Raw genomic sequence first — 23895 nt, 5'->3', positions numbered from 1 at the left:
GACTAGAATAATGGAATTTTCAATCGATAATACCGTAAACGATGGCGCAGTCATTAAAGTTATCGGCGTCGGCGGTGGCGGCGGCAATGCAGTTAACCGCATGATTGACGAAAACGTCAAAGGTGTTGAGTTTATCGTTGCCAATACAGATGTACAAGCTTTGAAAAATTCAAAAGCTGAAACTTTAATTCAATTAGGCCCTAAATTCACCCGCGGATTAGGTGCTGGTTCACAACCAGAAGTTGGTCAAAAGGCCGCTGAAGAAAGTGAACAAGCTATTCAAGATGCCCTTGAAGGCGCAGATATGATTTTTATCACTGCTGGTATGGGAGGCGGAACCGGAACCGGTGCTGCACCAATCGTTGCCCGCATTGCTAAAGAAGTTGGCGCTTTAACTGTAGCTATCGTAACTCGTCCTTTCAGCTTTGAAGGACCAAAACGAGGCCGTTATGCTTCAGAAGGTATTTCTCAATTAAAAGAAAACGTAGATACGTTACTAATCATCTCAAACAACCGCTTATTAGAAGTTGTTGATAAAAAGACACCGATGTTGGAAGCTTTCCGTGAAGCGGATAATGTTTTACGCCAAGGTGTGCAAGGTATCTCTGACTTAATCACAGCTCCTGGTTACGTGAACTTGGACTTTGCTGATGTGCGCACTGTGATGGAAAATCAAGGCACTGCTTTGATGGGTATCGGTGTTGCCAGCGGAGAAGAACGGGTCGTTGAAGCTACTAAACGAGCAATTTCTTCACCTCTACTTGAAAGTTCAATTGACGGAGCTGAACAAGTCTTGTTAAATATCACTGGTGGATTAGACATGACTTTATTTGAAGCTCAAGATGCTTCTGATATTGTTGCTAATGCTGCTTCAGGCGACGTCAACATTATTTTAGGAACGTCAATTAATGAAGACATGGGGGATGAAATTCGTGTTACTGTTATTGCAACAGGAATTGACCCTGCTAAAAAAGAAGGTCGGGTTGGCCGGGCTTCCGCTCGTCAAAGCCAAATCCATTCTGTGAGACAAGAACCTGTCTTAGATATGGAACAAGCAACGCCAATTCGCGAAGAAGAAACAAGCGCTTTTGGTGATTGGGATATTCGTAAAGAAGAAACTTTACGTCCAAAAGTAGAAGATACTGCATTTGAAAACGTTGAGAAAAAAGAATTAGAAACTTTTAGTCGTCCTGATTCCAATACCAACAACGATTCAGATGAAATTTCAACACCACCATTTTTCCGTCGTAAAAGATAATTTTGGAGGCTGAGACCGATGATTTCCGATAATTTGAATGAGGTTTATCAGAAAATTGCGGAAGCCAGCGTCAAAGCTAAACGGCAGCCTAGTGACGTGACTTTAGTAGCAGTGACCAAAAGTGTGGATGCTGCTACAGCGCGCCAGCTAGTCGAAAATGGAGTCATTAATCTCGCCGAAAACCGTGTCGATAAACTTTTAGAAAAACAACATGACCTAAAAGATCAAACAGCTGTAAAATGGCATTTAATCGGCAATCTGCAGCGGCGTAAAGTCAAAGATATTATCAATCAAATTGATTACTTTCATGCCCTGGACAGTTTGCGTCTAGCTCAAGAAATTGAAAAAAGGGCTGAGACAGAAATTAAGTGTTTCGTTGAGGTTAATATTTCTGGTGAAGCTAGTAAGCATGGCTTCTCACCAGAGGAAGTGTTGAACTTTGTTAATGAGCTGGGGACCTTTGAAAAAGTCAAGGTCATCGGTTTGATGACAATGGCGCCTTTAACGGCGACAGAAGCAGAGATACGTGTTATTTTTAAACAACTAAAAAGACTACAATCTACCGTGCAGGATTTAAAGGTTGAACAAGCTCCCTGTAGTGAATTGAGTATGGGAATGAGCAATGATTTCGAAATTGCGATTGAAGAGGGTTCAACGTTTATCCGTGTCGGTAGAATGTTATTCGGTGCGATGTGAAGGAGGTAGGCCAATGGCACTTTTTAATAAGAAATTTGCCAATTTTTTTGGACTGTTAGACGAGGAAGAATACGAAGAAGAAGTTCGGTCAAATCACGAGGAGAGCAGTTTCCAAGCCAGAGAACAACATCAGGTAGAAATGCCCCAAGCAGTGAATGATCCTGTTCGTGAAACTCGTTTTAGTGAAAACATTCAAAAAGCCATGAAGGAATCTGATGACAAACAGGTTGAAAGATCCCGTCAAATGCAACAGGAAGCTCCTAAATTGGTATCACTTAGCAATAATTCGAACCGAGGTGGCGGTGGCGGAAACGGGACTAAAAAAACCGGTTCAGCTAAAAATCTCGGTAAAATTACCATTTGTGAACCAAGAGCTTACTCTGAAGCGATGACAATTGCCAAGCGGATTATCGCTGGCGAATCTGTTTTAATTAATTTCTATTCTGTCGAGGAACTCCAAGCACGCCGAATTGTAGACTTTCTAACCGGAACAGTCTATGCACAAGATGGTGATATTCAACGGGTTGGTGACGAAATCTTTTTATGCACACCACCGGATGTTGAAATAGACAAAAGCATTGCACAATCGCTTGCAGAGTCGAATTTCTTCGAATAATCTAGAGGAGGAATTCCATGTTAGTGTTAATTGAAATAATTAGAGTTTTTCAGTATGCAGTGAGAATTTATTCAATTCTCTTAGCTGCTTATGCGCTGATTTCTTGGTTTCCTGGAGGCTATCAGTCCTCCATCGGAAAATTTTTGGCACGGGTTTGCGAACCTTATTTGAGCCTATTTGATCGTTTAAATTTAAGATTTGGCGGCTTGGATTTTACAATTCTAGCAGCAATTCTAATTTTAAATTTGGCGAGCCAAGGATTAGTAATGCTAATTGTTCGATTGCTATAAAAATATATGAAAAGGGGGTGATTGTCTTTGAATGCAAATGTGTACCAGCATTTTCGCAGAGATGAGCACCCTTTTATTGATACTGTGGCTGATTGGATTGAGCGGGTCTCGTTGCAATATTCTCCGTACCTGACTTATTTTCTTGACCCTAGACAGGCTTATATTGTGGAAACCTTGGTTCAGCAGCAGGAGGACGTAAAATTTAAATTTTATGGTGGTTATCCTGAGGCAGAACGTTTCCGCTGTATGATTTATCCAGAGTACTATGAGCCTGAGGATACAGATTTTGAAATCCAATTATTTGAAGTTAATTATCCGCAAAAATTTTCAACCTTAAGCCACGGCAAAATATTAGGGAGTTTAATCGGTGCGGGTGTTCAGCGGGATTCCTTTGGTGATATTATTACCGACGGGGAACAATGGCAGGTCTTTATTGCCAAAGAAGTTAGTAATTTTATTGTCAGTCAAGTGACCAAAGTCGGCAATATTTCCGTCCGCCTCGAAGAACTAGATGCCAGTCAATTTGTGGAGTCTATCGATAAGTGGTCAATTGAGACAATTACTGCAAGTTCTTTAAGATTAGATGTCATTATCTCGAATGTCTACAATATTTCTAGACAACGCTCGAAACAATTGATAGAATCAGGAAAAGTCAAAGTGAATTGGGGAGAAACCCTCAAACCTGATTTTCCGGTTGATTTGTTGGATATTATATCGGTCCGGGGATTTGGCCGTATTCAGTTAAATGAAATTGGCGACAAAACCAAAAAGGACAAATATCGTATTACGATTGGCGTATTGCGTAAATAATTAGAAGAGGTGAAAAACATGCCACTAAGTCCATTAGATATTTCAAATAAGAGTTTCGCAGTCAAAATGCGGGGCTATAGTCAAGATGAAGTTGATGATTTTCGTGATTTAATTGTGAAAGATTATGAAGAGGTTCTATCACAAAACCGCATGATGGAAAAAACATTAAAGCATGCGGAAGAAAAGCTGGAATACTTTAACGAGTTAAAGGATGCCTTGAATCAGTCAATCATTGTAGCACAAGATACTGCTGATAAAGTGAAATCAAGTGCCAATAAAGAATCAGAAGTAATCGTCGGTGACGCTCAAAACAAAGCCCATGAATTAGTCAGCGATGCTGAGGCACGGTCAAATTACTTAATTACCACGGCTGAGGAGAAAGCTCGTCAGATTATTGATGAAGCAACCGCTAGAGCACGAGAATTAGTCAGTGAAACGGATGACTTGAAGAAAAAAACGCGGGTTTTCCATCAGCGTTTAAGTTTGATGTTGGAATCACAATTGCAAACTGTTAAGAGTGAAGAATGGACACAATTATTAACACCATTTTCATCTTACGTGCAGGATTCTCATACCGTGATTAAAGAATTATTTGGCGATGAATTTGGCTTTGGTGCTATGCCAACAGCTAAGGAAATGCCTGTAGCAGAAGTTGTTGATGAAGATATTATTGTCAAAGAGACGCTTGACGGTTATAATCAAGACGAAGCGACAACGGATGACAATCAAGCGTCAGAATAAAAAGATAGAACAGAAAACCAGAAATATCCTTAATAGCGAACCAAAGCCGGTGAAAGTTTGGTAGGCAATGTTTCTAGGTAGATCCTCTATTTACTTATAATCTGAATTTAGTAAGATTATACGAGTGACTTCGTTACCAGTTACGAAAGATAATCCAAGGAGTTGGATTAAAATTTGGGTGGTACCACGATACGTTCGTCCCTTTTTAGGGATGGGCGTTTTTTTATATAGATTTTTAGTGAATTTAAAGGAGCGAAACACGCATGAAGATGAAGGAAACATTGCATTTAGGAAAAACAGCTTTTCCAATGCGAGGCAATTTACCAAATCGTGAAGCTGAATGGCAGAAGGATTGGGAAGAAAAAAAAGTATATGAAATGCGTCAAAAAATTAATGAAGGTAAACCGACTTTCGTTTTACATGATGGCCCCCCCTATGCCAATGGCAATATCCATGTCGGTCATGCCTTAAATAAAATCAGTAAAGATATTATTATCCGCTCAAAATCAATGTCAGGTTTTAGATCACCGTACGTTCCCGGTTGGGATACCCATGGTCTGCCGATTGAACAAGTCTTAACCAATAAAGGCATTAAACGCAAAGAAATGACGATGGCAGAATATCGCCAAAAATGTATGGAATACGCTTTGTCGCAAGTTGACGCTCAAAGAGCTGACTTCAAACGGTTAGGCGTTGCTGGTGATTGGGAGCATCCTTATATCACGTTGGATCCTTCCTACGAAGCAGCTGAAATTCGTGTTTTCGGAAAAATGGCGGAAAAAGGCTATATCTACAAAGGCTTAAAACCAATTTATTGGTCACCTTCAAGTGAGTCTTCTTTAGCTGAAGCTGAAATCGAATATAAAGATGTGAAATCAGCTTCTATCTATGTTGCCTTCAAAGTGAAAGACGGCAAAGGATTATTGGATAATGATACGGCTTTCGTTATTTGGACAACGACACCGTGGACTTTGCCCGCTAACCAAGGTATCGCTGTGAATCCAAGTTACACTTATAGTGTTGTCGTTGCAGACGGCAAAAAATATGTTGTCGCAAAAGACCTAGTGGAAACAGTTAAAGAAGCTGTTGGCTGGGAAAATGTTCACACAGAAAAAGAAATTAAAGGAACTGAGCTAGAGTATATGACAGCTCAACATCCTTTTTATGATCGTAAATCTTTAGTTATCTTAGGCGACCACGTTACTTTAGACGCTGGTACAGGTTTGGTCCATACAGCACCTGGCCATGGTGAAGATGACTATGTTGTTGGGAAAAAATATAATTTAGAAGTGATGTCGCCAGTTGATGATAAAGGAATTTTCACAGCGGAAGCACCTGGCTTAGAAGGTGTCTTTTATGACAAGGCCAATCCAGTTATTACTGAATGGCTAGAAGAAAAAGGTGCATTATTAAAACTTGATTTCTTCGTCCACAGCTATCCCCATGATTGGCGTACGAAAAAACCGGTTATCTTCCGTGCAACGCCGCAGTGGTTTGCTTCAATCGATAAATTCCGCCAAAATATTTTGGATGAAGTTGAAAAGGTTGATTGGGTTATCCCGTGGGGTAAAACGCGTTTATATAATATGATTCGTGACCGTGGCGATTGGGTCATCTCCCGTCAAAGAGCTTGGGGTGTGCCGCTGCCAATTTTTTACGCTGAAGATGGTGAACCCATCATCACACCAGAAACAATCGATCATGTGGCTAATTTATTTGCGGAATTTGGATCTAATATTTGGTTTGAAAGAGAAGCCAAAGAGTTATTACCAGAAGGATTCACTCATCCTCATTCCCCAAATGGCGAGTTTACCAAGGAAAAAGATATCATGGACGTTTGGTTTGACTCTGGCTCTTCCCATGAAGCAGTCCTGCGTCAACGTCCAGAATTAACATTCCCAGCAGACATGTATCTTGAAGGCTCTGATCAATACCGTGGCTGGTTCAACTCAAGTATTACGACTAGTGTGGCCATCAATGGTGTTGCACCTTATAAAGCTGTCCTGTCACAAGGCTTTACTTTAGATGGCGAAGGTCGCAAGATGAGTAAATCTTTAGGCAATACAATTGTTCCTGATAAAGTGATTAAACAAATGGGTGCAGATATCCTGCGCTTATGGGTCAGCAGTGTTGACTATGAATCAGATGTACGGGTCTCAATGGACATCTTAAATCAAGTTTCCGAAGTCTATCGGAAAATCCGTAACACTATGCGTTTCTTATTAGCGAATACTTCTGATTATGTGGCGAGTGAAAATCGCGTGCCTTATGCTGAATTGCGCTCAGTCGATAAATATATGCTGGTGCGTTTAAACCAAGTCATCAAAGAAATTCGTGAAGAAGGCTATGAAAAATATAACTTCCTGCACATCTATCGGACAGTAATGAATTTCCTAACAGTTGATTTGTCTTCCTTCTATTTAGATTTTGCCAAGGATGTTGTTTATATCGAAGCAGCCGATGATTACCAACGTCGCTGCATGCAGACTGTTTTCTATGATGTAATTGTTGCGTTAACTAAATTAATGACGCCAATCATCCCTCATACAGCTGAAGAAATTTGGTCCTATCTGGAAAACGAAGAAGAAGCCTTCGCCCAATTAGCTGAATTTCCTGGCTATGAAGAGTATGCTAATGCTGCGGAATTGACGGATACTTGGAGCAGCTTCTTAGAATTTAGAGATAAGGTCTTGAAGGCTTTAGAAGAAGCCCGCAATGAAAAATTAATCGGAAAATCTCTTGAAGCAAAAGTGACTATCTATCCAAATCAAGAGGTTAGAGATTTATTAGTGGCAGTTGATAGTGATTTAGCTCAGCTGTTGATTATTTCACCAGACTTTTTTGAAGTTGCTAAAGCGGGTGAAACAGCACCGGCTAATGCGATGAGCTTTGATGATGTCGCAATTTTAGTGGAAAAAGCCGATGGTGAAGTTTGCCAACGCTGTCGTCAAATGCGCAAAGACGTTGGTTCCCATGAACATTTACCACATATTTGCGGTCACTGTGCCAATATTGTAGAGGGTGAATATCCTGAAGCCGTTGCGGAAGGTTTTGAAGAATAATTGAGAAGCCTTTAAAAGAATCTGTTCTGAATAAATTAAAAAAGCAAACCATTGGGAAATCATTTTCCAGTGGTTTGCTTTTTGTTTACAAAAAGAGGCTATGACATTAGTTAGAAGAAAGCCGAACTTTACGAACGGTATCTAGTGAAAATCACTAAATATTGTTAATTTGCGACAAGGACCTACTGGACCGCAGGAGCAAATATAATACAGTTCGGGATTTCATCTGTTAGAAAGACTAATGTCACAGGCCCGTTTTATTTTTATAATTGATCTCTATCCCGATACCAGACATCCGGCTGCCAGTTCCAAGTGAAGCCGTCTTTTTCCAATAAATCAAAGGCTGCTTGTGGTCCCATGGTTCCAGCTGCATAATTGGGAAAATCTGGTGTTACTTGATCCCAAGCGTGGCGAATAACGTCGACAATATGCCATGATTGGGCCACTTCATCCCAGTGGGAGAAGTTGGTGCCATCTCCATTTAAGGCATCAAGAATTAGTTTTTCATAGGCTTCGGGACTGTTTTCAATCGTTTCAGCGCTATTGCGATAATCTAGCTTAACGGGAATCGTATTGAAGCCTTGGCCGATTTCTTTGCCGTTTAAAGTCATCGAAAAGCCTTCCGTCGGTTGAATGTAAATGGTTAAAACATTCGGCGGTAAATCTTTATTTTCGCTGTGGTCTTCTAAATCAGTCCGAAAGACATTGATTGGCACTTGTTTAAAAACGATATTGATGCGAGTCCCTTTTTCGGTCATGCGCTTGCCGGTACGAATGTAAAAAGGCACGCCAGACCAGCGGAAATTATCGATATAAAATTTACCAGCAACAAAAGTTTCAATCGTAGAATCAGGGCTAACGTTTGGCTCATGGCGATAATCGACAAATGATTGATTCGCTAATTGCCCCTCACCGTATTGGCCCCGGACAAAGTTTTCCAGCGCTTCTTCTTCATTGTAAATGCGTATGGCATTTAAGGCTTTGACTTTTTCAGTCCGAATTTCTTTTTCTGAAAAGGCAACTGGTGGCTCCATGGCTAATAAGGAGACGACCTGCAGAATATGATTTTGCACCATGTCCTTCAAGGCGCCACTATTTTCATAATAGCCGCCGCGATCTTCAACCCCTAATGACTCAGCAAAAGTAATTTGCACATTGTCAATATAGCGATTGTTCCATTGGGACTCAAAAATATTATTGGCAAAACGAATGGCAGAAATATTTTGAATCATTTCTTTACCGAGGTAGTGGTCAATCCGGAAAATATCTTGTTCTGGAAAGGCTGCCCGGATTTCTTGGTTCAGCTGGTAAGCCGATTGGTAATCTGAGCCAAAAGGTTTTTCAATGATCAACCGGTCAAAGCCGTGATCAGAAATAATTTGCTGACTCTTTAAATGTTCGACGATTGTCCCGAAAAATTGCGGAGACATGGCTAAGTAGTACAGGCGATTGCCTTCAATCTGATAGGTCTCATCCAATTTATCAGCCAGTGTTTTCAAGGCATCATAATGTTGCGTATCGGTCACGTTATGGGCTTGATAGTAAAAATGGCTAGCAAAATCAGTTGCTTCGGCCTCTGTCGGATTTAAATCTTGAATGGTTTCTTTGACGATTTCCCGATAATAATCGTCGCTCCATTCTCTTCTAGCGGTGCCAATCACTGCAAAATGGTTAGTAATTTCGCCTTTTTTGTACAGGCGAAAAAGAGAAGGATACAATTTGCGTTTGGCTAAATCACCGGTACCGCCAAAGATCGTCATTAAGACGCGGATATCATTTTTCATCATAAAAAACTCCTTTTGATTGCGATTGTGTTGCACTGGGGAAACTATTTATAGCGGATCAACAAAAATGGTGCTGGCGGCCTTAAAGCTAATGGCGACTTTTTTGGTTTCATTTTCCAGCGTAATGGGGCCTTCAAAGGCGGCCTTATCGCTAATGGTAAAGTGCTCATCAATTTTAATATTAACTGAAACTAAATAATCCAAGAGCTCCTGTTCGTCTAACACGCGGGCGATGCGAATCGTTGCCCCGATTGGATAATCTTTCAGGTTTTGCCGCTCTTTTTCATCAACTACGGCTGTTGCAGCGGGAATCATTCCGCCATGGGGACAGTATTGAGGATGCTCTAGATATTCCTCCAAGTGGTTTGCCAAATGATCTGAGGTCACATGCTCTAAGACTTCAGCATCATCGTGGACCGTATTCCAAGGATAATTCAGATGCTCCACTAAAAAAACTTCCCATAAGCGATGCTTACGGATTAAACTGCTGGCCAACTGAGTACCTTTGAAAGTTAGCTGTGCTCCTTGATAAGGAAAATGATCAACTAAGCCCTCTTTGACTAGCTTGTTAATCATCTCGCTGACGGAAGCCGCGGAAACATTCAGTCCGGAAACAATTTGCTTATTGTTAATCTTGCGTTTGTCGCCGCCCAGCTCCAGTAATAATTTCAAATAATCTTCGCGATTTGGGGTCATGTAGCTTAACTTCCTTTCCAATAGATTAATTTTATCAAAAAAGTCTTTCTTTGACTATTTTAATGAAAGTAAAACTGCTATTATTTTTAATAAAATAAAGTAATAGAGGGCTTTCAATGAAAATTATTTTGCAAATGCATTGTAATTCTGTGAAAAACAAGGTAGAATATTAAAATAAAATTAGAATTTTCAAAATATTTAAAAGGGTTGGTGTCCATGAAAGTAAAACTGCCGGAAGCTAAAAAAACAATGTATGATCCCTCATTTGAAAAAGATGCCTGTGGAATGGGTTTTATTGCCCAAATGGACGGTGTGGCTTCCCATCAATTAGTCGATCATGCTTTAACTATGTTGGAACGGATGAATCATCGCGGCGGAACTGGGGCAGAACCTGATACTGGTGACGGTGCGGGGATTTTGATGGCTTTGCCGGATGTCTTTTTCCAAAAACAAGCAGCCAAAGCGCAAGTTGAATTGCCTGAAAAGGGTAATTATGCTGTGGGCATGCTTTTTTTACCACAGGAAGAAACCCATAAAGACCACATGCTACAGGCCATCACCTTAGATATTGAACAGGCTGGCTATCACGTTTTGTGGCATCGGGATGTTCCGTTTGTCTTTGAAAACTGTGGACCAGGTGCACAAAAAGTCATGCCAAGCTTTGTCCAAATTTTTGTCGAAAAGCCGATTGATGTCAAAGCGGGCCGCGCTTTTGAGGATCGTTTATTCCGACTGCGGCGTAAGCTTGAAAAAACCTATGCGCCAGAAGAAATGGCAATTTGTTCTTTGTCTTCTAAGACAATTGTATATAAAGGCATGCTCCATGCTTATCAAGTGCGGCTCTTTTTCCCGGACTTATCAGATAAAACGATGGAAACCAGCATTGCTTTAACGCATTCTCGTTTTTCAACGAATACCTTTCCCAGCTGGGATCGGGCGCAACCGTTTCGCTTTTTAGCCCATAATGGAGAAATTAATACTCTAAGAGGTGCCGAAAACTGGATGCGCAGCCATCATATTGAAATTTATAATGAAGAAAATTCTGACTCAGCAAAATTAGAAAACTGTTTAGAATATCTTTATCGCAACGGCCGGGATATTCCCCAAGCTTTAATGATGATGATTCCTGAAGCTTGGTCACCAGAAGCGAAATTAGCAGATGAAACGGCCGCATTTTATGAATATGCGTCAAGTTTCATGGCTCCGTGGGATGGCCCTGCGGCTTTGTGTTTCACAGATGGCGATATGGTGGGAGCAACTTTAGACCGCAATGGCCTGCGCCCGTCTCGTTATTCAATTACGAAGGATCGGATGATTATCGTAGCTTCAGAATCTGGCGTCGTTGATTTAGAACCGGCTACCGTAGTCGAAAAAGGCGTATTAGGGCCAGCCAATATGATTTTAGTTGACACGACTACTGGCAACTTTTACCGCAATGAAGAAATTAAAGAGAAGTATGCAACCGCCCATCCATATCGGGAGTGGCTGGACAGCACCCGTTTAACAGTAGCAGATCTAGCTGAAGTGTCAGATGAAGCAGCAAAGGATTTTTCTGAAAAAGAATTAAAACGTTTATGGAAATTAAACGGCTACACAGATGAAATTATCCGCACTTTAATTATCCCAATGGCAGAAAAAGGGGAAGAGCCGGTTATTTCGATGGGCTTTGATTCACCTTTAGCAGTTTTAAGTGAAAAACCACAGTCTTTATTTACCTATTTTAAACAACAATTTGCTCAGGTGACCAATCCTCCTATCGATGCGATTCGAGAAAAATTAGTTATCGGTACCGAAATGTTTTTAGGTCGAGATGCAGATGTGAAAGTTGATAATAAAGAAAACTGTCACAAGCTGAAAATTGAAAGCCCAGTGCTGTCAACAGCTGATTTTGACAAGATTAAGCAAGTTGCGCTAAAAGGTCAAAAAGCTGTCGAGCAGTCGATTTTGTATAGCGTCTATCCGGAAAACGACAACCGCTTTTTACATGCATTAGAAAGTATGTTTAAAGAAGCGGAGGAAAAAGTCGACGAAGGTGCGACTATCTTAGTTTTGACGGATCGAAATTCGCAGGAAGGCCAAATGGCTTTGCCGATTTTATTGGCGGTCTCTGGTTTACACAACTATTTAGTGGAGAAAGGCAAACGGGGTCTGGCCTCGATTGTCGTTGATTCAGCAGAAGTCTGTGAGGTCCACCATTTTGCTATGTTGATTGGCTTTGGTGCTTCGGCAATTCACCCTTACGGAGCTTACGCAACGATTAAAGATTTTAAAATGACGGATAAAATCGAAACCTATCGACAGGCTGCTGAAAAAGGCATCATCAAAGTGATGTCCCGCATGGGGATTTCAACAATTGCCGGTTATCACGGTGCCCAATTATTTGAAGCAGTCGGTTTATCTGGCCAAGTTGTTGAAAAATTCTTCACTGGCACCGCTAGTCGAATTGGCGGTTTATCGTTAAATCAGATTGAAGCAGAATATTTGGCTCGCTATAATTTTGCTTATGGCGAAAAACAAGACGATTTCCTGCCTTCTGGCGGCAGCTTCCAATTTAAAGCAGATGGCGAACACCATCTCTTTAATCCAAAAACAATTTATAATTTCCAAACAGCGATTCGTAAAGGCGATTATCAACTGTACAAAGAATACGCCCGCGAATTAAACGACGAAGCAATCAAGCAGCCGACCACCTTGCGTTCGATGTGGGAATTTGCAGCAGATCGGCCAGCGGTCAAATTATCTGAAGTCGAGCCGGCTGAGATGATTGTCAAACGGTTTAAAGTCGGTGCAATGAGTTTTGGCTCCCTTAGCCAAGAGGCCCACGAATGTATCGCTGAAGCCATGAACTCCATCGGCGCTAAATCCAACAGCGGTGAAGGCGGCGAAAACCGCAATCGCTTCAAACCACAAGCCAATGGCGTCAATTTAAATAGCCGCATCAAACAGGTTGCTTCTGGCCGTTTTGGGGTCAATGCAGAATATCTAATGAGTGCTGATGAATTGCAGATTAAGATGGCCCAAGGTGCTAAGCCTGGTGAAGGTGGGCAACTGCCAGGGAATAAGGTCTTTCCTTGGGTGGCAGAAATCCGTGGCTCGACGCCGGGTGTGCGGCTGATTTCACCACCACCTCATCATGATATTTATTCGATTGAAGATTTGGCACAGCTGATTTATGATTTAAAAACCATCAATCCTTATGCCAAAATCAACGTCAAACTTGTTTCCTCTACGGGAGTTGGCACAATTGCCACCGGCGTAGTGAAGGCTGGTGCAGATGTTGTCGTTATTTCCGGTTACGATGGCGGAACGGGAGCTTCGCCTCGTAATTCTGTGCGGGATGCTGGCTTACCGTGGGAGATGGGCCTAGCGGAAGCCCATCAAACGCTGGCTATGAACAATCTGCGTCAGCGGATGACCTTAGAAACCGACGGCAAATTAATGACCGGTCGTGATGTGGCGATTGCGGCTATCTTAGGAGCTGAGGAATATAGCTTTGCTTCCCTTGCTCTAGTAGCAGTTGGCTGCGTTATGATGCGGGTATGTAGTTTGAATACTTGTCCGGTAGGCGTTGCGACGCAAAATCCGGCGTTACGGAAATTTTTCGCTGGTAAACCAGAACACGTAGTTAATGCGATGATGTTTGTCGCTGAGGATTTAAGAGAAATCATGGCAGAGCTAGGCTTTAGAACCGTAGATGAAATGATTGGCCATGGGGAAGTCTTGAAGCCTAAATTTGTCGCCAAGGGAAAAGCGAAATCTTTAGACTTTTCAAGAATTTTAGGGAGCACCTTACCGATTGAACGGAAATGTGATGATCCCTTCAAAGAACCGCGCCAATGGAAAGAACTGGATGCTTTTGCTAAAGCGGCAATTGATAACCAGCAGCAAGTTGCTTTAACTGGTCCGATTAACAATGTAAACCGGACAGTGGGCGCTCGTATGGGAGGCTGGATTGCCGAACGCTTCGGTAATTACCAAGTGACACCAGGACTGATTAAATACGAATATACCGGAATTGCTGGTCAAAGTTTTGGAGCCTTTACCACTCAGGGAATGGAATTAAAATTAATTGGTGAAGCCAATGACTATGTGGCCAAAGGTCTCAGTGGCGGCCGTTTAATTATTTTGCCGCCAAGCGATGCTGCTTATGATATCGAACAATCGCCAATTGTCGGCAATGTTGCCTGCTTTGGTGCCAATCGTGGCGAGGCCTATTTTATGGGCCGAGCTGGGGAACGCTTCTGTGTCAGAAATAGCGGAGCCGAGGTTGTCGTAGAAGGTGTCGGCGACCATGGCTGTGAATATATGACCGGTGGTGTGGCCGTTATCTTAGGAAGCACTGGCCGTAACTTCGGTGCCGGCATGTCCGGCGGTGTAGCTTACATCTACGATCCGGAAGGTAATTTCCCAGAGCAGTTAAACACTGAGATGGTGGAGTTATTTAAATTGGGAGAATCTGGAAATGATAAGATCTTAAAAGAGTTGTTAGAAAAACATCGGGATTATACAGGCTCCAAAAAAGCAACGACTATTTTAGAAAACTGGGAAACTGAACAGGCTAATTTTGTGAAGGTTTACCCGACTGAGTACCATGAAATGATCAATGTAACCGAAAAATTACGCAAGAAGACCAAACTTAAAGGCAATGCGTTATTGGAAAAAGCCTTTGAAAGTGTCATCGGCGAGCAAGTTGCACCGCCAAAACCTGCAGTGAAGGAGCGTGGCTAAAATGGCAGATCCATTTGGATTTTTAAAATATCCCCGCAAGGATAACCCTTACCGACCAGTTGAAGAGCGCATTACCGACTGGGAAGAATTGCAAACGCCCCTTGAAGAAACTGAGCGACAAGAACAAGCAGCCCGCTGTATGAGCTGCGGCATTCCTTTTTGCCATACCGGTGTTTTTTACGGCGGTAAGCGGGCAGTTTCTGGGTGCCCCAATGATAATTTAATTCCTGAGTGGAATGATTTAGTCTATCGCGGGGAATACAAAAAGGCTTGGGAACGTCTGAGCCGCACCAATCCGATTCCCGAAATGACTGGGCGGGTTTGTCCCGCCCCCTGTGAAAAATCTTGTACCGAGGCCTTGAACGGCTCTGGTGTTGCGATTCATGACAATGAACGCTTCATCATTGACACGGCCTTTGACAACGACTGGGTGCGTCCGACAGGGATTCCTGAAAGCCGGACTGACTTTCAGATTGCGATTGTCGGCAGTGGACCGGCTGGGCTTTCAGCCGCTTGGCGGTTAAATCAATTGGGCCATAATGTCACAATCTTTGAACGCTCAGATCGTTTCGGTGGCCTGTTAATGTACGGCATTCCAAATATGAAATTGGATAAAGACGTTGTGCAACGGCGTATCGATGTGATGATGGAGGTCGGCATTAAGTTTGTTGCCAATACTGAAATTGGCACCGATAAAACCGCTGAGGAATTATATGCTGAGTTTGACCGGGTGATTATCACTAGCGGCGCATCTGTGCCCCGTGATTTAAAAGCTCCAGGGCGGGAATTAGAAGGCGTTCGCTTTGCTGTTGATTATTTGACAGAAGCAACGAAGGATGTTTTAAAACATGGTAAAGGCGCCACTAGCCGCAAGCTTGAAGGCAAACATGTTGTCGTGATCGGCGGTGGTGATACCGGAAACGACTGTCTGGCTTCGGCAATTCGTCAAGGGGCAGCGTCGGTGAAACAGTTGGAAATTACCCCGATTTTACCGGAACAACGCACACCGGCTAATCCTTGGCCTGAATATCCGATGGTGGATAAAGAAGGCTATGGACAAGCGGAAGCTCACTTTGTTCAAGATGAACAGTTAACGTATTATTCTACTTCCACAACTAAATTTTTAGGAGCGGAACGAGGTCAATTAATTGCTATTGAAACCGTCGAAGTCGATAATCAATTCCAACCGGTGGAAGGTACTGAAAAACGCATGAAGGCTGATTTAGTCTTGTTAGCGATGGGCTTTACCGGTCCAGAGCATAGTTTATTGGCGGAATTTGGGGTTTCTGAAATTTTAGATGATTACACTACCAACAATGAACGGGTTTTTGTTGCCGGCGATGCCAAACGGGGCCCAAGTTTAGTTATTTGGGCAATTCGAGAAGGTCGTCTAGCAGCTGAAAATGTTGATGCTCAATTAAGAGCTCTGGTTGCACAATAAGTTTGACGGATACAAAAATTTGTGTTAATTTATGATAAATGAATGAGAAAATAAAACTTTGATTAGAAAAAGTAAGTTTGCTCTTTAGTCTAAGAGAGCTTCCGACAGCTGTGAAGGAAGTACTAAATCAAGCTGAACACATCTAGGAGTTATTTTTCTGAAAGTAGTAGGAAAAATCGGCGATGGCCGTTACCCATGTTCTAGTTATAAACTAGCAGAGATCTGTCCTGTGAAGTGCAGATGAATCTGAGGTGGTACCCCGGGAGTTTACCAATTCTCGTCCTCTTGGCTTTTTTGCCAAGAGGACTTTTTTTATTTCCAAATTTTTATGTAGCTTAAAAAAATTAATCAGATAAAGGAGCAGCCGATATGAAAATCACCCAGCCGAGAATTGCCAGCGGTTTTCCAGAATATTCGCCAGAGGAGCAGTTAGCCTTTGATCATCTGCTGACGATTATTCGCGACACCTACGAACTTTATGGGTTTACACCGATTGAAACACCGCAGCTGGAGCTTAAAGAAGTGCTCTTGGCAAAGGGCGGTGGTGAGACGGACAAGCAGGTGTATGAATTACAACGGGGAAAAAATAATTTCTGTCTACCCTTTGATTTGACCTTACCGCTAGCCCGCTATGTGGCTGAGCGACAGGGGAACTTAATTTTTCCTTTCCGCCGTTATCAAATTGCCAAAGTTCATCGAGCTGAGCGAGCACAGGCTGGTCGCTATCGGGAATTTTATCAATGTGATATCGATGTGATTGGCAGCAATAATCCTTACATTGATGGGGAGTTGCCGGCGGTTATCAATCAGATTTTTGAAGCATTTCAAATTGGTGAATTCACTATCCAAATCAACGACCGTAAATTGTTAAACGGCTTTTTTAAAGCCATTGGCTATCAGGCAGAACCGACTCCGCTATTGCGGCTAATCGATAAACTAGCCAAAATTTCTTCTGAGGAGTTTGCAGCAGAATTGCAGAAACTAAACTTGACCAGTGAACAAATTGAGCAGCTGCAGGATTTTATGGCTATTCAAGGGACCAATAGCGAAGTTTTAGCGGCTTTAACCGATTTAGCTATTGCAAATGAAGAATTTCAAGCAGGCCTAATTAATTTGCAGGAAATTTATCAAGTGCTGAGGGATTTAAATGTTCCGGAAAGCCGTTTTCAAATTAATTTGAGTATTACAAGAGGGCTAGATTATTACACTGGGACAGTTTATGAAACTTTCTTGGATGAATATCCGCAGCTAGGTAGCATTTGTTCAGGAGGGCGCTATGATGATTTATTAGGTCATTTTTCAAAAGCGCCATTACCGGGAGTTGGCATTTCAATCGGTCTCTCCAGATTGTTTTATCAATTATTAGAAAATAAACTATTAAACATTTCCCAGCAGACAAAAGTTGCTGCAGTTATCTTACCCTATGATCAAAATAGTTTTTCAGCCGGTTTAAAGCTAGCCAGTCTTCTTAGAGAACAACATGTACCGGTAATTTTTTACAGTGAGGCAACGGCCTTTAAAAAGAAAATGCGCTATGCCGACCGTTTGAAGGTGCCTTTTAGTTTGATTATCGGCGAAGATGAAATTGAAAAACAGACAGTGTCAGTCAAAGATATGCGCACAGGTGAGACGACAGAAATAGCTGAGACAGCTGTTGTTAACTATTTGCAGGAAAAATTGAAGGGGGCCGACTGATGAGTTGGAAAAAATCTTTACCAAATGGCATGCGGGACCGCTTATTTAGAGAAGCGTACGGCAGTGCCGCTTTAGAAGCAGAAATCATGGAAGTCTTAAAAAAACGCGGCTATCAGCGGATAGAAACACCATCAATTGAGTTTGAGGATGTCTTTAATGTGGTAGCAAATCAAGATAATCTTTACCGCTTTTACGATGGCCAAGGCCGCACCCAAGTCCTGCGACCGGATATGACTTTACCGATTGGCCGAGTGATTGCAACAACGGGGGTTCAACTGCCACTGCAATTAGCCTATAGCGGCAAAATTTTTAGAGATGGCCGCCAGCTTGAAGGGATGCGCAATGAGTTGACGCAAATCGGTATTGAAATTGTCGGTTATCCTTCAATCAAAGCAGAACTGGAATGTTTATTAGCCAGCTATAGTGTCATGCAGGCGATGCAAATCCCTCATGTGCATTTTGAATTAGGACACGCCGCAATCGTTCCAGTGATTGAAGCGGAGCTGAACTTTTCAATGGAGGACAAACAGGCCTTAAGACAGGCCTTATCAGAAAAAAATATCTCGACGGTTGCAAACTTTGTTGAAGCGCACCCTAGTGAGTACGACGCTTTTCTCAAAGCGTTGCCAATGCTTTTCGGAGATATTGATGAGACCCTTGAAAAAGCTCAGAAATTACTGCCGCGAGTGACGCCGATTTTACAATTATTAACTGATTTACAAACCTTAGCGGGCTACTTGACGCAGGTGACAGCGGAGTTTCCAATTACCGTCGATTTAGGCACAGTAGCCAAAAAGGATTATTACACAGGAATTATTTTCAATGCTTATGGGGCTGGAATTGCTGAAGACTTTTTAAGCGGCGGCCGCTATGATCGCCTTTTGGAAAAATTTGAAATGGAGCCAACTGCTGCTGTCGGCGTGGCTTTAAATTTGGATGCACTGATTGAAGCCCAGTATGAATTAGGTATTTTACCGAAGCAGGCCCAAGTCAATCGTCTAATTTTCACAACAGTAGAAACTTTTTGTGAAGCGCAACAACTGATAACAGAAACAACCAGGCTAGCATTGTTTGATACGCTAGCAGAGACGAAGGCCTACGCCAAACGCTGGCAGATTCCAGAAATTTTAGTGATGACTGAATTAGGTCAAGAGCTGATTAAGGTGGGTGAATAAGATGAGTTTAACAATTGCGCTAACTAAAGGGCGCCTACAAAAGCAGACGCTGGCCCTTTTTGAAAAGGCCGGCATTGACGTCAGTTTTGTTGATGAAAGTAATCGCAAGTTGACCTTTACTTCTCCGGCTGGCGAGCTGACTTTTTTGCTAGTTAAGGCAGCGGATGTTACCACCTACGTCCGCCATGGCGTAGCTGATTTAGGTGTTGTCGGCAAGGATGTTTTGATTGAACATCCTGGCGAGTATTATGAATTGTTGGATTTAGGCATTGGCCGCTGTAAATTTTCCGTCGCATCAACAGCCGGCTTTGAATTAAAAGATTATAAACGGAAAATGATTGCTACTAAATATCCGACGGTTGCCCGCCAGCATTTTCAAAAAAAGGGTGAGGATGTCGAAATCATCCGCATTGAAGGTTCAGTGGAAATTGCGCCGATTTTAGGTTTGGCAGATGCCATCGTGGATATTGTTGAAACAGGAACGACTTTAAGAGAAAACGGCCTGCAGGTTTACGAAGATATCATGGAGATTTCTGCACGAATGATTGCGAATCGGGCTGCTTTAAAACGCAAGCGGACAGAAATTTCTCAATTGCTGGCAACAATCAGTCAAGAAATAAAGGAGAATACACTATGAAATGGTTAAAGGGCAGCAAGGCAGATATTTTAACAGATTTAGCAACGGATCAAAGAAGCAGCAACGATCAACAACAGATAATTGACCAACAGGTGGCAGCAATCTTAAAAGAAGTTTCTGAAACAGGCGATGCTGCTGTCGTCAAATTTACCGAAACCTTCGATCAGGTCCTATTAGACGAACTGGAGATTTCCGCAAAAACTGTGGATTTAGCTTTAGATTTGGTTGAGCCTGAGGTCATCAGTGCTTTAGAGGCAGCCAAGGCTAATATTATTAGTTATCATCAACAGCAAAAACAAGTGCCCTTTGTCGATGCCAATCGAGTTGGTGTGATTCGTGGACAATTGGTGATTCCTTTAGAGCGAGTGGCTGTCTATGTTCCCGGAGGCACGGCTGCTTATCCTTCCTCTGTTTTGATGAACGTTTTACCGGCAAAGATTGCCGGGGTTAAAGAAATTATCATGGTGACACCTCCTGGAAAAGACGGAATTCCGCCAGTGATTTTGGCGGCGGCCAAAATTGCCGGTGTCGATCGGATTTTCCAAGTTGGCGGCGCTCAAGCGATAGCCGCTGTTGCCTATGGAACGGAAACGATTCCTCAAGTGGATAAAATTGTGGGGCCGGGTAATATCTATGTTGCGACAGCCAAAAAAATGGTCTATGGGCAAGTCGCAATTGATATGATTGCCGGACCGTCTGAAATCGGCGTAATTGCCGATGAAAATGCGAATCCAGATTATATTGCTGCTGATTTATTATCTCAAGCGGAACATGATGTCTTGGCCCGGGCAATTTTAGTGACGAATGATGTCAAGCTAGGAGAAAAAGTTGAGGCTGCTGTGGCTGCTCAATTAAAAACTTTGCCACGACGGGCGATTGCTGAAGCGGCCATTCGCGATTTTGGCCGGATTGTTTTATGCAATACGACTGTGGAAATGTTTGAATTAATGAATGCTGTTGCCCCCGAACATTTAGAAGTTCAAGTCACTGATCCTATGAGCTATCTAGGTACTATCAAAAATGCCGGCTCAATCTTTTTAGGAGAGTACGCCTCTGAACCAGTCGGAGATTATTTTGCAGGGACCAATCATGTATTGCCAACTAGCGGCACCGCACGCTTTTTTTCACCACTGGGGGTCTATGATTTTGTTAAGCACAGTCAATTTACCTACTATACAAAAGAGGCGCTGCAGGAAGATCAAAAAGCGATTACGACTTTGGCTCGCAAAGAAGGTCTTGAGGCCCACGCCCGGGCGATTGATATTCGATTTGAGGAGGAAAACTAATGCGCCAATCAGAAATGATGCGAAACACGAATGAAACTAAAATTAAATTAGCGTTAAACTTAGACCAACAAGAGCCGGTTTCGATTCAAACCGGCGTCGGCTTTTTTGACCATATGCTGACTTTGTTTGCTCGCCACAGTCGCATCTCTCTTGAGGTGACTGTTGACGGTGATTTAGAGGTAGACAGTCATCACACTGTTGAGGACGTTGGAATTGTTTTAGGCCAGTGCCTTCGCGAAGCCTTAGGTGATAAAGCTGGTATCAATCGTTACGGCTCAAGCTTTGTACCGATGGATGAAACATTAGGCTTAGCTGTTGTGGATTTAAGCGGTCGTTCTTTTTTAGTTTTCGATGCTGCCTTTGACAATCCGAAACTTGGTGCTTTTGACACCGAGCTGACAGAGGAATTTTTCCAAGCCTTAGCCTTTAATCTGCAGATGAATTTGCATTTGAAAATTTTACACGGGAAAAATAGTCATCATAAAATCGAAGCACTCTTTAAAGCAACTGGACGAGCTCTGCGGGAGGCGATTACCAATAATCCCGACATTCAAGGCGTCAATTCAACGAAGGGAATGTTGTAGATGATTATTATTGTCGACTATGATACGGGCAATACCCGCAATGTCCAAAAGGCCTTAGATTTTATCGGTTTAGAAAGTCAGATTAGCGACCAAGCGGCAGATATTTTAGCGGCTGATGGCTTGATTTTGCCGGGAGTTGGTGCATATGCTTTAGCGATGGAACAATTAAAGCAACGAAATTTGATTTCAGTTTTAAATGAAGCGGTTGAAAGAGGAATTCCCTTACTAGGTGTTTGTTTAGGGATGCAGCTGCTTTTAGAAGGCAGCATGGAATACGGATATCATGATGGCTTAGGCTTTATTCCGGGAATTTGTGAAAAGCTTCCAGAGGAAAAAGCTTTTCCGGTTCCCCATATGGGCTGGAATCAATTGATGGTCACCCAAGAGAATGCATTGACTAAAGAAATTGCTGGTGAATATTTTTATTTTGTCCATTCCTATTATGCTGACTGCGAGCCAGAATATATTGATGGATTGGCACAATATTCCTTAAAAGTGCCGGCTGTGATTTCAAAGGGCAATGTCTATGGGGCCCAATTCCATCCAGAAAAAAGCGGTGAAGCTGGGATGAGGTTATTAAAAGGCTTTAAGGAGGTCGTTGATCATGCAAGTATTACCCGCAATTGATATTCGTGACGGTCAAGCTGTCCGTTTAGTCCAAGGTGATTTTGAACAAAAAACCGTCGTTCATCCAGATCCAATAGCTCAAGCCGAAATATTTGCCAAAGCTGGCTTTCAATTTATTCATGTCGTCGACCTAGACGGTGCATTGGCTGGCAGAGCAGTCAATGCAGATATTATCAAAGGTATTTTGAATTTGGGACTGCAAGTGGAAATTGGCGGTGGTATCCGCACTTTAGCTCAAATTGAAGAGTATTTGGCTTTGGGTGTCAGTCGGGTAATTATCGGTTCCGCTGCTTTAAGTCAGCCTGAGCTGGTGCGGGAAGCTGTTGAATTATTCGAAGAAAAAATCGCTGTCGGTATCGACGCCAAAAATGGCAAAGTAGCAGTAAGCGGTTGGCTAAAGGTTAGTCAAACTGATTACCTAACCTTAGCAAAAGAGATGGCAGCGATGGGTGTCAAAACGATAATTTACACAGATATTAGTAAGGATGGAACATTAGCCGGTCCAACATTAGCAGACTATCAAGCTTTGCAAAAAGCTCTACCTGCCGTCAAGATTATCGCTTCTGGCGGAGTGGCAAGTCAACAGGACTTGTTTGATTTGGCTCAGCTACATTTGGCTGGTGCGATTGTCGGCAAAGCTTATTACAGCGGCAAGGTCAGTTTGGAGGAAATGCTGGAGGTGCAAAATGTTAGCTAAACGAATTATTCCTTGTCTCGATGTTACAGACGGACGAGTGGTCAAAGGGGTTAATTTTGTTAATTTAACGGATGTCGGCGATCCAGTGGAAGTGGCCCGAGCTTATAATGAGCAGGGAGCAGACGAATTAGTTTTCTTAGATATTACCGCCACCAGCGATGAAAGAAAAACCATGGTGGAGGTTGTCGAGCGGACTGCTGCGGAAGTTTTTATTCCCTTGACAGTCGGCGGCGGTATTCGCTCCGTGGAAGATATGCAAAAAATGTTAAAGGCCGGCGCTGATAAAATTTCTTTAAATTCCGCAGCCATCGCCAACCCGGCATTAATTTCTGCCGGGGCTGAAAAATTTGGTAATCAATGTATTGTAGTTGCCATCGATGCTAAAAAAGTGGGTGACGGCTGGCATGTTTTTGTTAGAGGTGGTCGTGAAGATACTGGCTTGGATGCTTTGGAATGGGCCAAAAAAGCTGTCGAGTTAGGTGCAGGTGAAATTCTGCTTACAAGTATGGACGCTGATGGCACGAAAGCGGGCTATGATTTACCATTGAACCAAGTAATCGCTGAAGCGGTGAGTGTTCCGGTGATTGCCTCAGGGGGCTGCGGTAGCAGTCAAGATATTTTAGAGGTCTTTGAAAAGACACCGGTGACCGCTGCTTTAGCTGCTAGCATCTTCCATTATGGTGAAGTTAAGGTGCCGGAAGTCAAGACTTTGTTGGCAGAACATCATGTGGAGGTGCGAAAATGATTCCAGATTTTTCTAAAGGCTTAGTGCCGGCAATTGTTGTGGAGGAGACGACTCAAGAGGTGCTGATGCTGGCTTATATGAATGAGGAAAGTTACCAAAAAACTTTGGCGAGCGGTTATACTTGGTTTTTCTCCCGCTCCAGAAATCAACTGTGGAAAAAAGGCGAGACTAGCGGACATTTACAACGAGTAAAAAAAATGTTTTTGGATTGTGATCAAGATACACTCTTAGTTTATGTTGATCAAACTGGTCCGGCTTGTCATACCGGCGCCCACAGCTGTTTTTTCACGCCAATTGAAAGTCCTAATTTTGAAAACTAGAGGGGGC

20 protein-coding genes and 2 other annotated features are annotated in these 23895 nt (G+C 42.6%); of the genes, 18 read left to right on the top strand and 2 right to left on the bottom strand.

Annotation, left to right across the window (positions count from 1 at the left end; translation table 11 throughout):
• Positions 1-10 precede the first annotated feature (10 nt).
• From ftsZ to ileS, 7 genes are all read left to right on the top strand, one after another.
• A complete protein-coding gene (ftsZ, locus tag AC1Z3S_RS14080) occupies positions 11-1258 on the top strand; it encodes a cell division protein FtsZ (protein ID WP_461735614.1) in 1248 nt (415 codons plus the stop codon).
• 18 nt (positions 1259-1276) lie between these two features.
• The gene (locus AC1Z3S_RS14075; RefSeq protein ID WP_461740885.1) at positions 1277-1954 is read left to right on the top strand and encodes a YggS family pyridoxal phosphate-dependent enzyme; all 678 of its coding nucleotides are present in this window, start codon (positions 1277-1279) and stop codon (positions 1952-1954) included.
• A gap of 13 nt (positions 1955-1967) precedes the next feature.
• Positions 1968-2570 (top strand): cell division protein SepF, encoded by a 603-nt coding sequence (locus AC1Z3S_RS14070; protein WP_461735616.1) that lies wholly within the window; start codon positions 1968-1970, stop codon positions 2568-2570.
• Between the two features lie 17 nt (positions 2571-2587).
• Positions 2588-2860, top strand: a complete 273-nt coding sequence (locus tag AC1Z3S_RS14065; RefSeq protein ID WP_461735617.1) for a YggT family protein — start codon at positions 2588-2590, stop codon at positions 2858-2860.
• A 27-nt stretch (positions 2861-2887) separates the two neighbouring features.
• Entirely contained in the window at positions 2888-3670 is a 783-nt protein-coding gene (locus AC1Z3S_RS14060; RefSeq protein WP_461740884.1) for a YlmH family RNA-binding protein, read from the top strand.
• An 18-nt stretch (positions 3671-3688) separates the two neighbouring features.
• The gene (locus AC1Z3S_RS14055; protein ID WP_461740883.1) at positions 3689-4411 is read left to right on the top strand and encodes a DivIVA domain-containing protein; all 723 of its coding nucleotides are present in this window, start codon (positions 3689-3691) and stop codon (positions 4409-4411) included.
• Positions 4408-4617 (top strand) — a binding site (T-box leader). It overlaps the preceding gene by 4 nt.
• Before the next feature lie 57 nt (positions 4618-4674).
• Positions 4675-7473, top strand: a complete 2799-nt coding sequence (gene ileS, locus AC1Z3S_RS14050; RefSeq protein ID WP_461740882.1) for an isoleucine--tRNA ligase — start codon at positions 4675-4677, stop codon at positions 7471-7473.
• Positions 7474-7736: 263 nt separating this feature from the next.
• Here ileS and zwf read toward each other — a convergent pair whose 3' ends face one another.
• Together zwf and AC1Z3S_RS14040 are read right to left on the bottom strand one after the other, a co-directional pair.
• Entirely contained in the window at positions 7737-9257 is a 1521-nt protein-coding gene (gene zwf, locus AC1Z3S_RS14045) for a glucose-6-phosphate dehydrogenase (RefSeq protein WP_461735621.1), read from the bottom strand.
• A gap of 48 nt (positions 9258-9305) precedes the next feature.
• Positions 9306-9953, bottom strand: coding sequence for a metal-dependent transcriptional regulator (locus tag AC1Z3S_RS14040; RefSeq protein ID WP_461740881.1), 648 nt, complete (start codon positions 9951-9953; stop codon positions 9306-9308).
• A gap of 216 nt (positions 9954-10169) precedes the next feature.
• On the opposite strand from AC1Z3S_RS14040, the gene gltB reads away from it, so the two are divergent.
• The 11 genes from gltB to hisI all read left to right on the top strand — a co-directional run bounded on the left by gltB (position 10170) and on the right by hisI (position 23888).
• The gene (gltB, locus tag AC1Z3S_RS14035; protein ID WP_461740880.1) at positions 10170-14681 is read left to right on the top strand and encodes a glutamate synthase large subunit; all 4512 of its coding nucleotides are present in this window, start codon (positions 10170-10172) and stop codon (positions 14679-14681) included.
• Between the two features lies 1 nt (position 14682).
• Complete coding sequence (locus AC1Z3S_RS14030) at positions 14683-16122, top strand: glutamate synthase subunit beta (protein ID WP_461735624.1); 1440 nt, start codon at positions 14683-14685, stop codon at positions 16120-16122.
• Positions 16123-16171: 49 nt separating this feature from the next.
• Positions 16172-16410, top strand: a binding site (T-box leader).
• Between the two features lie 81 nt (positions 16411-16491).
• Positions 16492-17817, top strand: coding sequence for a histidine--tRNA ligase (gene hisS, locus AC1Z3S_RS14025; protein WP_461740879.1), 1326 nt, complete (start codon positions 16492-16494; stop codon positions 17815-17817).
• Positions 17817-18992 carry an ATP phosphoribosyltransferase regulatory subunit gene (locus AC1Z3S_RS14020; protein ID WP_461740878.1) on the top strand — a complete coding sequence of 392 codons (1176 nt, stop codon included), beginning with the start codon at positions 17817-17819 and terminating at the stop codon, positions 18990-18992. The genes hisS and AC1Z3S_RS14020 overlap by 1 nt, the downstream gene beginning before the upstream one ends.
• Before the next feature lies 1 nt (position 18993).
• A complete protein-coding gene (gene hisG, locus AC1Z3S_RS14015) occupies positions 18994-19629 on the top strand; it encodes an ATP phosphoribosyltransferase (protein ID WP_461740877.1) in 636 nt (211 codons plus the stop codon).
• Complete coding sequence (gene hisD, locus AC1Z3S_RS14010; RefSeq protein ID WP_461740876.1) at positions 19626-20915, top strand: histidinol dehydrogenase; 1290 nt, start codon at positions 19626-19628, stop codon at positions 20913-20915. Before hisG ends, hisD begins: the two co-directional genes overlap by 4 nt.
• Positions 20915-21499, top strand: a complete 585-nt coding sequence (hisB, locus tag AC1Z3S_RS14005) for an imidazoleglycerol-phosphate dehydratase HisB (RefSeq protein ID WP_461740875.1) — start codon at positions 20915-20917, stop codon at positions 21497-21499. Before hisD ends, hisB begins: the two co-directional genes overlap by 1 nt.
• The gene (hisH, locus tag AC1Z3S_RS14000; protein ID WP_461740874.1) at positions 21500-22126 is read left to right on the top strand and encodes an imidazole glycerol phosphate synthase subunit HisH; all 627 of its coding nucleotides are present in this window, start codon (positions 21500-21502) and stop codon (positions 22124-22126) included.
• Entirely contained in the window at positions 22104-22823 is a 720-nt protein-coding gene (gene hisA / locus AC1Z3S_RS13995; RefSeq protein ID WP_461740873.1) for a 1-(5-phosphoribosyl)-5-[(5-phosphoribosylamino)methylideneamino]imidazole-4-carboxamide isomerase, read from the top strand. The genes hisH and hisA overlap by 23 nt, the downstream gene beginning before the upstream one ends.
• Positions 22813-23568: an imidazole glycerol phosphate synthase subunit HisF gene (gene hisF / locus AC1Z3S_RS13990; RefSeq protein WP_461740872.1), complete on the top strand. Its 756-nt coding sequence runs from the start codon at positions 22813-22815 to the stop codon at positions 23566-23568. Before hisA ends, hisF begins: the two co-directional genes overlap by 11 nt.
• A complete protein-coding gene (hisI, locus tag AC1Z3S_RS13985) occupies positions 23565-23888 on the top strand; it encodes a phosphoribosyl-AMP cyclohydrolase (protein WP_265455343.1) in 324 nt (107 codons plus the stop codon). The genes hisF and hisI overlap by 4 nt, the downstream gene beginning before the upstream one ends.
• Positions 23889-23895: the final 7 nt, after the last annotated feature.

Source organism: Enterococcus sp. LJL90 (assembly GCF_056924355.1).
Note: the sequence above shows the minus strand (reverse complement) of the source record. Positions and strands in the feature narration are given on the sequence as shown.